This window comes from Enterobacter sp. 50588862 (assembly GCF_001462935.1).
Classification (GTDB): Bacteria; Pseudomonadota; Gammaproteobacteria; order Enterobacterales; family Enterobacteriaceae; genus Enterobacter; species Enterobacter bugandensis.
Window position 1 is genome coordinate 1 of sequence record NZ_LNHM01000007.1, and the last position, 13,621, is coordinate 13,621.

The 13,621-nt window shown below is 55.6% G+C and carries 10 protein-coding genes; 6 read left to right on the forward strand and 4 right to left on the reverse strand.

Translation table 11 applies throughout. From position 1 onward, the window contains the following. From APT89_RS00530 to rcsD, 3 genes are all read right to left on the reverse strand, one after another. On the reverse strand, positions 1-616 hold a 616-nt coding region (locus APT89_RS00530; RefSeq protein ID WP_446717757.1), incomplete at its 3' end, for a helix-turn-helix domain-containing protein. 137 nt (positions 617-753) lie between these two features. Next, on the reverse strand, positions 754-1,404 hold the full coding sequence (gene rcsB, locus APT89_RS00535; RefSeq protein ID WP_006176468.1) for a response regulator transcription factor RcsB: 651 nt from the start codon (positions 1,402-1,404) through the stop codon (positions 754-756). A gap of 16 nt (positions 1,405-1,420) precedes the next feature. Then, the gene (gene rcsD / locus APT89_RS00540) at positions 1,421-4,093 is read right to left on the reverse strand and encodes a phosphotransferase RcsD (RefSeq protein WP_060571581.1); all 2,673 of its coding nucleotides are present in this window, start codon (positions 4,091-4,093) and stop codon (positions 1,421-1,423) included. Between the two features lie 743 nt (positions 4,094-4,836). Between rcsD and APT89_RS00545 the strand changes: the two genes are divergently transcribed. From APT89_RS00545 to mgtE, 6 genes are all read left to right on the forward strand, one after another. Next, positions 4,837-5,952: a porin OmpC gene (locus APT89_RS00545; protein WP_041908969.1), complete on the forward strand. Its 1,116-nt coding sequence runs from the start codon at positions 4,837-4,839 to the stop codon at positions 5,950-5,952. A 114-nt stretch (positions 5,953-6,066) separates the two neighbouring features. After that, positions 6,067-7,122, forward strand: coding sequence for an FAD:protein FMN transferase ApbE (gene apbE / locus APT89_RS00550; RefSeq protein ID WP_045629880.1), 1,056 nt, complete (start codon positions 6,067-6,069; stop codon positions 7,120-7,122). A gap of 72 nt (positions 7,123-7,194) precedes the next feature. Further along, positions 7,195-8,253: a bifunctional DNA-binding transcriptional regulator/O6-methylguanine-DNA methyltransferase Ada gene (gene ada / locus APT89_RS00555; protein ID WP_060571582.1), complete on the forward strand. Its 1,059-nt coding sequence runs from the start codon at positions 7,195-7,197 to the stop codon at positions 8,251-8,253. Beyond that, positions 8,253-8,909 carry a DNA oxidative demethylase AlkB gene (gene alkB / locus APT89_RS00560; RefSeq protein ID WP_047363054.1) on the forward strand — a complete coding sequence of 219 codons (657 nt, stop codon included), beginning with the start codon at positions 8,253-8,255 and terminating at the stop codon, positions 8,907-8,909. The genes ada and alkB overlap by 1 nt, the downstream gene beginning before the upstream one ends. A 69-nt stretch (positions 8,910-8,978) precedes the next feature. Further along, positions 8,979-10,622, forward strand: coding sequence for a multidrug ABC transporter permease/ATP-binding protein (locus APT89_RS00565; RefSeq protein WP_045629903.1), 1,644 nt, complete (start codon positions 8,979-8,981; stop codon positions 10,620-10,622). A 147-nt stretch (positions 10,623-10,769) separates the two neighbouring features. After that, positions 10,770-12,206 carry a magnesium transporter gene (gene mgtE, locus APT89_RS00570; protein ID WP_028013894.1) on the forward strand — a complete coding sequence of 479 codons (1,437 nt, stop codon included), beginning with the start codon at positions 10,770-10,772 and terminating at the stop codon, positions 12,204-12,206. On the opposite strand, the gene APT89_RS00575 is transcribed toward mgtE, so the two are convergent. Next, complete coding sequence (locus APT89_RS00575) at positions 12,169-13,458, reverse strand: SulP family inorganic anion transporter (protein ID WP_041911988.1); 1,290 nt, start codon at positions 13,456-13,458, stop codon at positions 12,169-12,171. The genes mgtE and APT89_RS00575 overlap by 38 nt on opposite strands. Positions 13,459-13,621 lie beyond the last annotated feature (163 nt).

The following is a 13,621-nucleotide window of genomic DNA, read 5'->3' on the forward strand; positions in this document are numbered from 1 at the left end:
AGCCGTTGTCCATCGTCATCCTGTCCGGCAGGCCGTAGCGTTCAAACACGCTGACCAGCTGCTGCTGCACGGTCTCGCGCCGTTCATCGGTACAGTGCGCCAGGCACAGGGAAAAACGGGAGTGGTCATCCAGCAGGGTGAGCGGATGGCAGCGGCCACCGCCAAAGGGAAAGTGGCCCTTAAAATCCATCTGCCAGAGGCGATTCGGCGCGTCGTGTTCGAACCGTCCCGTAGCCGGAACGCCCGGTGATGCGCCCGGCAGCAGACCGTGACGGGCCATCAGATTATGGACGGTGCTGAAGGCGGGCATACGGTGCCCCTGGTCTTCGAGCCAGCGCTTAATCTTGCGTGCGCCCCAGCGTTCATGGCGCTCATGGGCCATGCGCAGCAGGGCGGTGATGTCGTCAGATGAGCGGTTCGGGGAATGATGAGGTGCGCGGGAGCGGTCCCGAAGACCGGAGGCACCTTCCTCAGCCCAGCGCTGAAGCCACTTGTAGCCGGTGGCAGGAGAAATGCCGAACTGACGGCAGAGGAAACGGATGTTCGCCCCGTCCTGCGAGGCGAACAGCACAAACTCGGTACGTAATGACATGGTATCTCTCGCATCCCAGGGCATAAGCGACTCCATAAACGGGTTCTTATGCCTCAGTTGTAAGTGTCTACCATGTCCCCGAACAAGTGTTCACTATGTCCCCGGACCGTACAGTGGGAGAGGGGCGGGGTGAGGGCATCAGGCCGCACACCCGCCTGGGATCAATCCTTATCCGATGCGCTCAGCGTAACGGAGGAGAGATAGTTCAGCAGGGCAATATCGTTGTCCACGCCCAGCTTCATCATTGCTGATTTTTTCTGGCTGCTGATGGTTTTAATGCTGCGGTTCAGCTTCTTGGCAATCTCGGTCACCAGGAAACCTTCGGCGAACAGGCGCAGAACTTCGCTCTCTTTCGGCGACAGGCGTTTGTCACCGTAGCCACCCGCGCTGATTTTTTCCAGCAGACGAGAGACGCTCTCAGGCGTGAACTTCTTGCCTTTCTGCAGCGCAGCCAGCGCTTTTGGCAGATCGGTCGGGGCGCCTTGCTTCAGCACAATCCCTTCGATGTCCAGATCCAGCACGGCGCTCAGGATCGCCGGGTTGTTGTTCATGGTCAGAACAATAATCGAGATGTCCGGGAAGTGACGTTTAATATATTTGATGAGCGTGATCCCATCACCGTATTTGTCTCCAGGCATAGAGAGATCGGTAATGAGCACGTGCGCATCAAGCTTTGGGAGGTTATTGATCAGTGCTGTAGAGTCTTCAAATTCACCGACTACATTCACCCACTCGATCTGTTCAAGTGATTTGCGAATACCGAACAGTACAATCGGATGGTCATCGGCAATAATTACGTTCATATTGTTCATGTATAAGGCTACCTTGCTACAGCAAGCTTTTGACGTAGGCGTCAATGTCGCTGATGTATTTTTCAATGCCAGAGGCATCTTTCTCACGAATTAGATGTTCCAGCGTTTCACATAACTGCTTGCCGGGAACCAGATTAAGCATGGCAAACACCCCTTTAAGCCGGTGTGCTGTCTGTGCCAGCGCTGCAAAATCATTCGCAGCGGACTCAGTATACAACCGCTTCACATCATCTGGTACTGTATCAACAAAGAGGGAATAGTATCCGCTGGCGTGAAGCTCGGCATTTTCATTACCGCCTAACGGGGATTCCGTTATCTCTTCCTGCGCCAGCTGCTCTTCTATTAGTTGTAGTACAGCTTCCTGCATCGCATTGCTTATATTAAAGTTGACGCGCAGCTGGCCAGGGCCGATTTTCCGCACGCGTGACTCATCATCGCTTAAAAGCAAGCCCGAGGCAGTAAGATTAGACGGATTATCAGTTAAAAACAGATCAAATTCTTGACTTGCCAGCCTTTCATCCGGCGTGATGCAGGCCGCGCCCCAGTTTTCGAGCTGACGAACCACAATATTGCGGATCTCGTTTGAGGTCACATCCACCATCACCACGACGTCATCCAGCAGGCGTTCTTCATCTTCTTCCTGCGGATTGGCGGCCATTTTCACGTGCAGAGAGTAACGCGTACCCAGTGATTCACGGGCCTTGATATTCAGATGGCCGCCGAGCTTACGCGCCAGCTGATCGCACAGCCAGAAGGTCAGGGCGTTAGCCTTGCCGTAATGATCGCTTTGCGTGTCATTCAGGAACGGGAAGTGCAGATTATCAATTTCACTCGCCGTCACGCCTTCCCCGGTGTCCAGAATGCGGAACGTCAGGCGATCTTCCGCCGACTCGTCGGTGCTCACTTCAAGGGTGATCTTGCCGATCTGCGTGGTGGTCACGGCGTACTGAATAATCATCAGCAGAATACGACGCAGCGCCTCGCGGTCGCCGTGACGTTCGTCATTGGCGGGTAAATGGTTGTTGATTAGCAGCTGCAGCCCTTTGCGCTTAATGACGGGCAGGACTTCCGGAACCACTTCATCGATCAGATCCTGAATGGAGAAGAGAGAAGGGGTGCCTTTCCAGAAATCATTCTCCAGCATGTTTGCCAGCTGGATCTCATCCACCATGCGGACCAGCGAGTCGGCCTGGCAGGCGAGCTGGTGGCTTTCAGACGTGTTTAACGCTGCCGCCTGGGTCGCCAGCGTTTTTAACGGCTGCTTGAAGGCATCGCCAATATTCTGCATGAATGCCGCGCGCCCCTGCTGGTTCTTCTCATACAGCCTTTGCGCCTGCTTGAGCTTTTTATTCACCAGCACTTCGCGATCCTGATCGCGAATGATGAAGATTTGCGTACGCGGTGCCACCTGGCTGCGGAACTGACGGATCTCGTAAAGTTCATTATTAATCGTGGCCTGAATAACCCCCTGGTGCTGATCCGCCATAGTGGTGATGTTCTGCAGATTAAGGTGCGGCAGCAGATGATCAGCAATTTTATTGCTCATCACCGTGCGATTCGCTTCCTGATCGTGAACTAACACCCCTAGCGGCAGCACGGAGACAATCTCTTCATTGAGCGCGCGCAATACGCGCAGCTCGTTGGTATTGCCCGCGGAGACCGCAGACGCGTCGCTCTGGCGTCCCGGCTGGAAGCGGAAGGTGCTGTAGCCAAACAGGGCCAGCGCCAGCAGACCAATATTCAGCAGCAGCGGCAGCAGAATATTTTGCAGGGTATCAAGCAGCAGCGTGCCGAACGGTACCTGCCACACCAGACGCATGCCGGTTGAGTTCAGCGACGAGGCAATTTCAATTTTCGAGCCGTTAAAGGAGATGGTGACGCTCTCTGCGGCCTCTTTGTCGGACGCCGCACGCATGTTCTGGGTGCTGCTGTCAGGCTCCAGACGGAAGCTGTCGAGCGGCATATCCGGCGGGATCAAATCATTAATGGGTAAATCGAAGGCCACGACCGTCGCCAGATGACCCGGCTGGTTAAAGGTGGTACGCAGGGTAAAATAGTGACCATTCTGCCAGGCCAATCGGCGCAGCGATGAGAAGCTCTCACGTTCATCAAGGGCATTGGCCTGCTGCAGCATTTCTGCCCGGCGGGAGTCGACAATGCTGCCGACCGTCGTCTCTTTAAATCCGGAAGAGAGATCTTTCAACGGCAGCGTCGAGATCAGGATCATGCTGTTGTCCTGACCGTTCAGATAGTACATCGACCACGGCACCGTTTCGGCGCCCCAGAGGGTATCCAGGTAGGTCGAAATACGCTGCGTCATCTCAAGGGTCGCGCTGTCGTGAGAGCCAAAGATAAGCGCTTCAGTCTTACGCTGCGGTTTTTCGAGATAGTAGACATCCTGCTTAAGCCGCGTCTCCTGAAGCCCATCTCCGGATGAGCTGGCAGGCGCTGCCGCAATGTTGTCGTAAATCTGCCAGGTGGCGTAGCGCCAGGTATCAATACGCTTGTGTACGGCGTGGGTAATATCCATCACCTGATAGCTCTTATCCTTCAGCCAGGCGTTAACCGCGCTCTGCACCATCACGCCCATTGTGACTAACAGCACCACGATCAAAAGAAGAAAGAAACGGGTGATGCTCCCGGGCAGAAGGGAGAATTTGCTTTGGGCGGTAGTTTCAGTCTGACTCATTGATATCTTTAACCCGTGATGGTCGTGCTCTGTGGCGATAGGGCAGTATAAAGGGTAATAACTGAATTTCCAGCGCCACTGTCCTTGAACAAGCGACTTTTTCGATGGCCCGTGCGAGAGAGAAAGGACGTCTTAAATGTGTACAAGAACATAATGTATGTACAAATAAAAAATGCATTTCGTCAGAAAATAGCACGAATTAACAAGAAATTAAGTTTTGAGCGAATTTTCCCATTATGCACAGGGGCGAGCGTGAATTTAGTTAATAGTCGTTACAATTACGCGGCGGTAGCACAAAAAAGGAAAAGTTACGTAAAGAAGGGTAAAAAAAAACCGAATGCGATGCATCCGGTTGAATTAGGGATAAACAGACATTCAAAGCTGAATGACGGTAATAAATAAAGTTAATGATGATAGCGAGAGTTATTTTAGAGACTGGAGTCGATCTTGTTTTGTCATTCAGTGCGGTAACGTTTTTTATTTTAACTCTTTGATATGTATTGGGTCATTTTTCGTTTTGATTATAAGTGCTAAATTTCTAAGCTTTTTGTGCTTTGTAAAAGTTCCTTTTCATTTACATTTTGAAACATGTTGATGGATAAATGAAACATCTTCAAAGTTTTCGTATCATATTCGCATTGGATTATTCTGTAATTTTGCGGAGAATGAATTTGCCGACTGGTTAATGAGGGTTAACCAGTAAGCAGTGGCAATTATAAGGCATATAACAGAGGGTTAATAAAATGAAAGTTAAAGTACTGTCCCTCCTGGTACCAGCACTGCTGGTAGCAGGCGCAGCAAATGCGGCCGAAATTTATAATAAAGATGGCAACAAATTAGATCTGTACGGCAAAGTTGATGGTCTGCACTATTTCTCTGACGACAAGAGTGCTGACGGCGACCAGACCTACATGCGTCTTGGCTTCAAAGGCGAAACTCAGGTTAACGATCAACTGACCGGTTACGGCCAGTGGGAATACCAGATCCAGGGCAACACGACTGAAAGCGATAACCAGTCCTGGACACGTGTGGCGTTTGCTGGTCTGAAATTCGCTGAAGCGGGCTCTTTCGATTACGGTCGTAACTACGGCGTGATCTACGACGTAACTTCCTGGACTGACGTTCTGCCAGAATTTGGCGGCGATACCTACGGCTCAGACAACTTCCTGCAGTCTCGTGCTAACGGCGTGGCGACCTATCGTAACCAGGACTTCTTTGGTCTGGTGGATGGCCTGAACTTTGCGCTGCAGTATCAGGGTAAAAACGGTAGCGTAAGCGGCGAAAACGACACTGGTCGTAGCACCCTGAAACAGAACGGCGACGGCTACGGCGCGTCCCTGACCTATAACCTGGGTGAAGGCTTCAGCATCGGTGGTGCAATGTCTTCTTCCAAACGTACCGCTGACCAGAACAACACCGCTAACCCGGCGCTGAAAGGCGAAGGCGATCGCGCTGAAGTATATTCTGGTGGTCTGAAATACGACGCCAACAATATCTACCTGGCGGCACAATACTCACAGACCTACAACGCAACGCGTTTCGGCAACTCTCAGAGCAGCAGCGACATTTACGGTTTTGCTAACAAAGCGCAGAACTTCGAAGTGGTTGCTCAGTACCAATTCGACTTCGGCCTGCGTCCATCCGTGGCTTACCTGCAGTCCAAAGGTAAAGACATCGAAGGTTACGGCGATCAGGATCTGCTGAAATATGTTGATGTGGGTGCGACTTACTACTTCAACAAAAACATGTCCACCTACGTGGATTACAAAATCAACCTGGTTGATGAAAATGAGTTCACCCGTCAGGCCGGTATCGGCACTGATGATATCGTCGCGCTGGGTCTGGTTTACCAGTTCTAATCGCGTCATCGTGTGACTAAGGGGCCTGAAGGCCCCTTTTTTGTGCTTTTTTTTGGCCTCACAACGCAACCGTTTTGGTGTACTCTTGCCGCCCTGGCATGAGGATAATAATGAATGGACATGACTTTTTTACGCGCCAGCTTTCTGGCTATGCTTTTTTTCCTGACCGCGTGTGACGATTCCGCGCCCGTGGCGAAAACCGATGCACCCGCCGCGACGGTGCTCGAAGGCAAAACGATGGGCACCTTCTGGCGCGTCAGCGTGATGGGCCTGGATAAAACGCGCGCTGATGAACTTCGCGGTAAAATCCAGTCTCAGCTGGACGCCGACGACCAGCTGCTCTCAACCTATAAAAATGACTCGGCGCTGATGCGCTTCAATCTTTCCACCAGTACCTCCCTGTGGCCGGTGAGCGAAGCGATGGCCGATATCGTCACCGAATCAATGCGCGTGGGATATAAAACCAACGGCGCGATGGATGTCACCGTCGGGCCTCTGGTCAATCTCTGGGGATTTGGCCCGAACAAACAGCCGGATACCACACCCGATCAGGCGGCCATTGATGATGCCCGCGCCCGGACAGGGCTAAAGCATCTGACGGTGATCAACCAGTACGGCCAGCAGTATCTGCAGAAAGACATCCCCGATCTGTTTGTCGATCTGTCGACGGTAGGTGAAGGTTACGCGGCGGATCACCTTGCCGCGCTGATGACGCAGGAAGGGATATCGCGCTACCTGGTCTCCGTGGGCGGCGCGTTAGTCAGCCGGGGCATGAACGCCAGCGGTAAACCGTGGCGCGTGGCGATTCAAAAACCGACCGATCGGCAAAACGCCGTACAGGCCATTGTGGATATTAACGGGCACGGCATCAGCACTTCCGGGAGCTACCGTAATTATTACGAACTCGACGGGAAGCGTATTTCGCACGTGATCGATCCGCTGACCGGACGTCCCATCACGCATAACCTGGTCTCGGTGACCGTGATTGCGCCGACTGCGCTGGAAGCCGACGCCTGGGATACCGGATTAATGGTTCTCGGCCCGGAAAAAGCCAAAGAGGTGGTTCGTCAGGAAGGGCTGGCGGTTTATATGATCACTAAAGAGGGCGACGGGTTCAAAACCTGGAGCTCGCCGCAGTTCAACAGCTTCCTGGTGAGCGACAAAAATTAAAAAGCAAGGTTGCGGGTTTTTTATCACTGGCACTCGGGCACGCTAAAGGTATGCTTGTAAGAGGAGCTGATGATGAAAAATCCAACCTATATGAATGATGAGGATCGCTGGCAGGCCGTTCTGGCTCGCGATCCGCGCGCTGACGATCGGTTTGTCTTTGCCGTGCAGACGACGGGGATTTTCTGCCGCCCGTCATGCCGCGCCCGTCACGCGCTGCGTAAAAACGTCTGCTTTTATCCCGATGTCCAGCATGCCGTTCAGGCAGGGTTTCGCCCGTGCAAGCGCTGCATGCCGGACAAACGCGATCCGAATCAGCAAAAGCTGGCGAAAGTGGAGCACGCCTGTCGCCTTCTGGAGCAGGATCCCGCGCTGACGCTTGAAGGTCTGGCGCAGCAGGTCGCCATGAGTCCTTTCCATTTCCACCGGCTGTTTAAGTCCGTCACCGGGATGACGCCAAAAGCCTGGCAGCAGGCGGCGCGGGGGCAGCGTCTGCGCGCGGCGCTTGCACAGGGAAACAAAATTACCGATGCCGTGCTGGCGGCAGGTTTTCCCGACAGCAGCAGCTATTACCGCAAAGCCAACGATGCGCTGGGCATGACGGCGAAGCAGTACCGCAAAGGCGAGGTGGCGGTGCGTTACGCCATCGGCGACTGTTCGCTGGGACGCTGCCTGGTTGCGGAAAGCGAGCGGGGGATTTGCGCGATACTGCTGGGCGACAACGATACCAAACTGGCAGAAGAATTTGCGACGCTGTTTCCAAACGCGGAGCATGCCCCGCAGGAAGATGCCTTTGCCCAGCGTATCAGCCAGGTCATTGCCAGTATTGATAACCACGCGGTGCCGCTGGCGCTGCCGCTGGATATACGCGGCACCGCGTTCCAGCAGCGGGTCTGGCAGGCCCTTCGTGACATCCCCTGCGGGGAAACGGCCAGCTATCAGCAGGTGGCGAAGACGATTGGCCAGCCCAACGCGGTGCGTGCCGTCGCGGGAGCCTGTGCGGCAAACAGGCTGGCGATTGTGATCCCCTGTCACCGCGTGGTCCGCAACGACGGCGCGCTGTCGGGCTATCGCTGGGGGGCGGCGCGAAAAGCGCTATTACTGAAACGTGAGGCGAAACGCCGGGAGGGATAATGCTCGATCTTTTTGCAGATGCTGAACCGTGGCAGGAGCCGCTTGCGCCCGGGGCAGTGATCCTGCGCCGCTTTGCACTCTCCCGTGCGGCGGCATTGCTTGCCGGTATTGAAGAGGTCACGGCGGTTTCACCGTTTCGCCATATGGTGACGCCGGGCGGCTACACCATGTCGGTGGCCATGGCCAACTGCGGCGAACTGGGGTGGGCGACGAACGAACGGGGGTATGTGTATGCCCCGAACGATCCCACGACCGGCCGGCCGTGGCCTCCCATGCCTGCGGTGTTTCAGGCGCTTTGTCACGAGGCTGCCGTTGCAGCAGATTACCCTGACTTCCGGCCGGATGCCTGCCTGATTAACCGCTACGCCATCGGTGCGAAGCTCTCCCTGCATCAGGATAAGGATGAACCCGATCTGCGCGCGCCCATCGTCTCGGTATCGTTGGGTCTGCCCGCCGTCTTCCAGTTTGGCGGATTGCGCCGCAACGATCCGCTCAGGCGCATTATGCTGGAGCACGGCGACGTGGTGGTGTGGGGCAGGGAGTCACGGCTGTACTATCACGGCATTCAGCCCCTGAAGCCAGGGGTTCATCCCCTCACTGGCGAGTACCGCTATAATCTGACTTTCCGTCAGGCGGGTTTGAGCAAACAAAAATAAGAATTATTCTTGATGTCCGCTCAGGGCAGTTTACACTGCTGGCTGATTTTTATTGTCCGGATTGCCTGCATGCAACTACTTCTTCTTGTCTGGCGTCAGTACCGCTGGCCCTTCATTGCCGTAATGGCCTTAAGCCTTGCCAGCGCGGCGCTGGGTATTGGCCTGATCGCGTTTATAAACGTGCGGCTGATCGAAATGGTCGATACCTCACTCTCGGTTCTGCCGGAGTTTCTCGGCCTGCTGCTGCTGTTGATGGCGGTTACGCTCGGCTCTCAGCTGGCGCTGACCGCGCTCGGCCACCATTTCGTTTTCCGCCTGCGCAGCGAGTTCATCAAGCGGATCCTCGACACGCAGGTTGAGCGCGTGGAGCAGCTCGGCAGCGCCTCCCTGCTGGCGGGGCTGACCAGCGACGTGCGCGCGATTACCATCGCGTTTGTCCGCCTGCCGGAGCTGGTGCAGGGGATCATCCTGACCTTTGGCTCGGCGGCCTATCTCGCCTGGCTTTCGACCAAAATGCTGGCGGTGACCGCGGTGTGGATTGCCATCACCATCTGGGGCGGTTTCGTGCTGGTGTCGCGCGTCTATAAACACATGGCGGTCCTGCGCGAAACGGAAGATAAGCTCTATAACGATTACCAGACGGTGCTGGAAGGGCGCAAAGAGCTGACCCTCAACCGCGAGCGTGCCGAGCATATCTTTAATAACCTCTATGTCCCGGACGCGCGCGAATACCGGCACCACATTATTCGCGCCGATACCTTCCACCTGAGCGCGGTGAACTGGTCCAACATTATGATGCTGGGCGCCATTGGCCTGGTATTCTGGATGGCGAACAGCCTGGGCTGGGCGGACACCAACGTGGCGGCGACCTACTCGCTGACCCTGCTGTTCCTGCGTACGCCGCTGCTCTCGGCCGTCGGCGCATTGCCCACCTTGCTAAGCGCGCAGGTGGCGTTTAACAAGCTTAAGAAGTTCGATCTGGCGCCATTTAAGGCTGAATTCCCGCGCCCGCAGGCCTTCCCGAACTGGCAGACCCTGGAGCTGCGCGACGTGACGTTCCGCTATCAGGACAATGCCTTCTCCGTGGGACCGGTCAACCTGACGATTCACCGCGGCGAACTGCTGTTCCTCATCGGCGGCAACGGTAGCGGAAAATCCACGCTGGCGATGTTGCTCACCGGACTTTACCAGCCGCAGTCGGGCGAGATCCTGCTGGACGGTAAGGCGCTGAGCGCGGAGAAACCTGAGGATTACCGCAAGCTTTTCTCAGCGGTATTCACCGATGTCTGGCTGTTTGACCAGCTGCTGGGGCCGGAAGGGCAGCAGGCCAATCCGGCGCTGGTTGAGAAATGGCTTGCGCAGCTGCAGATGTCGCACAAGCTGGAGCTCCAGGACGGCAAAATCCTGAACCTCAAGCTCTCTAAGGGGCAGAAGAAGCGCGTGGCGCTGCTGCTGGCGCTGGCGGAAGAGCGTGACATCATCCTGCTGGATGAATGGGCGGCGGATCAGGACCCGCACTTCCGTCGCGAGTTTTATCAGGTGCTGCTGCCGCTGATGCAGGAGATGGGCAAGACCATTTTCGCCATCAGCCACGACGATCATTACTTCATTCACGCCGACCGTCTGCTGGAGATGCGCGACGGCAGGCTGAGCGAGCTGACCGGCGACGAGCGCGATGCGGCGTCGCGTGACGCGGTGGCGCGCACGGCCTGATGTCCTCACCCTAACCCTCTCCCACAGGGAGAGGGGATAATCGTGGCCGTAATGCCGCTTTTTTCTCCATCCCGCCTCGCTGTTTATTCTTATTTACATATCCTCGCGCTATGCTTAGTCTCAACTCATTTAATGGATTTATGATTGATGTCGGTATTAAAGAAAAACAGCGCCAGGCAGCGTGACCAGGAACGTGCGCGACTCATCTGGCTTCTCACGACCGATAAAGCGGTCACGTCTACGCTATTAGGCAAACTGACCCTGGCTGAGCAATATGATGTCGGCACCTTGGCCGACGATATTGCTGAGGTAGGTGCGCTGGTTGCTCATTTACCGCCGCCGGATCTGGCGGATACCCTGGAAGCGCTTCCTTCGGAAGAGCGTCACGCCCTCTGGCGCCTGGTACAGGATCACGAGCGCGGCCAGGTTCTGCTTGAAGCCTCCGAAAACGTCTGGGATGACCTGATCGACGAGATGAGCGATCGGGATATCCTCGACGCCCTGCAAACCCTGGATATCGACGAGCAGATTTACCTTGTACAGCATCTGCCGCGTAACCTGACCGGCCGCCTGCTGGCCTCTCTACCTGCCGATGAACGTGCGCGTGTGCGTCAGGTGATGCACTACGAGAAAAACAGCGTCGGCGCGATCATGGAGTTCGGCGTTATCACGGTACGTCCGGACGTCACGCTCGGTACCGTGCAGCGCTACCTGCGCCGCCTGGGCAAAATGCCGGACAACACCGATAAGCTGTTTGTCACCTCGCGGGATAAAACCCTGCTCGGCGAGCTGGAGCTGAAAACCATCCTGCTCAACAGCGCCCAGCAGCGGGTGAGCGAGGTGATGGAAAACGAGCCGATGGTCTTCTCCCCGGAAGACGATGCGGAAAAAGCGGCGCGTACCTTTGAACGTGATGACCTTGTGAGTGCGGCGGTCGTAGACTCCGTTGGCAAGCTGATGGGCCGTCTGACCATCGATGAAATCGTTGACGTGGTTTATGAAGAGACCGATAACGACCTGCGCGCGCTAGGCGGGATTAGCGCCGAAGATGACGTCCACGCCTCCGTCGGTAAGGCGGTGAAAACCCGCTGGGCCTGGCTGGCTATTAACCTGTGTACCGCCTTCATCGCTTCCCGTGTGATTGACGGCTTTGAACACACCATCTCGCAGCTGGTGGCGCTGGCCTCGCTGATGCCGATTGTGGCCGGAATTGGCGGCAACACCGGAAACCAGACCATCACCATGATCGTCCGCGCGCTGGCGCTGGAAAATATTCAGCCCGGTAACTTCGCCTTTCTGATCTTCAGGGAAATGGGCGTGGCGCTGATTAACGGCCTGGTATGGGGCGGCATTATGGGCGGCATCACGTGGTGGCTGTATGACGATATGGCCTTAGGCGGCGTGATGATGCTGGCGATGGTGCTGAATTTGCTGGTGGCATCGATGATGGGCGTCATTATCCCGCTGACGATGACCAAACTGGGGCGCGACCCCGCGGTGGGGTCGAGCGTGATGATCACCGCCATCACCGATACCGGCGGTTTCTTTATTTTTCTTGGGCTGGCAACGATTTTTCTGCTTTAACCCGACGCTTAATGCGGGCGGGGATCAGTGCCATGACGATAATCCCGCCCAGCACGCCAACCGCCAGATTGCCGGTTGATACCGTGGCGGCTACCGTCACCAGCATCACCACCGTTTCGGCAATCGGGGCTTTTTTTATCGTGGCGGGCTGAAGGCTGTGCCAGCTGAAGGTTTTGACGGCAACAATCGCCATAATCCCCGCCAGCACCGCCATCGGGATTTTGGCCATCACTTCGCTGAGCGCCGTTACCAGGAGCAGCAGCACGATGCCCGCCGCAATGGTTGAAATGCGGCTTCGTCCTTTCCCCATCTCCACGTTAACGATGGTTTGTCCGATCATCGCGCAGCCCGCAATGCCACCGTAGAGCCCGGCCATGATATTCCCCACGCCCAGCCCGATGCTCTCGCGACGCTTGCTGGAGGGCGTAACCGTCAGTTCATCCACCAGTTTTGCCGTCAGCAGGGACTCCAGCAGACCGACGAAGGCAATACTCAACGCGCACGGCCAGATAATGTTCAGCGTCTGTAAATTAAGCGGCACCAGCAGCTCGGTAAATCCAGGCAGACCGCCAGTCATTGAGCCTTCATCACCGACAGTCGGCAGGATCTGACCGGTGGTGACGGTGAAAAGGGTTAACAGCACAATCGCAATCAGCGGGGAAGGGACGCTTTTAATATAGCGCGGCACCCACAGCACAATCAGCAGCGTCAGCACGAACAGGCCCACAATCAGCGGGCTTCGGCTCCAGAAATGCGGCACCTGAGCGAAGAAAATCAAAATGCCAAGGGCGTTAACAAATCCGGTCATCACCGACTGGGGAATAAAGCGCATCAGCCTTGCCATGCCCAGCACGCCAAACAGAATCTGGATCACGCCAGCCATCAGCACGGCGGGAAGAATGTACTGTACCCCGTGCTGATGCACCATCGGGCCAATCACCAGCGCTACGGAACCGGCCGCAGCCGTGACCATCGCCGGACGACCGCCCAGCACGGAGAGAGCAAGACACAGCACCACGGAGGCGATCAGGCTGACCTTCGGGTCAACGCCCGCCACCACGGAAAATGAGATCACTTCGGGGATCAGCGCCAGAGCGGTAATCACGCCCGCCAGCGTTTCACGCGCCAGTTGTTTAGGGGAGTGCAGCACGCTGGCTACACTGTCTTCAGGGGATACGGCAGAATGAGGTAAGGACATAACAGTTCGCTGGTTAGGGCAGGCTTCCGTGCGCGCGATCACAAAGTGCAGCATAGTAGCCATAAATTCCTCCTTATACCAGTTGCGCGCCGCAATCCCCTACAAACAATCCATCATTAAATTTCACAATTACAATAATTTCGTAACCTTTAAATAATATTTAAAAGTTGTTACCGTGCCCACGCAGCTTTTTTCACCTGCAATTTCCACGCATCAA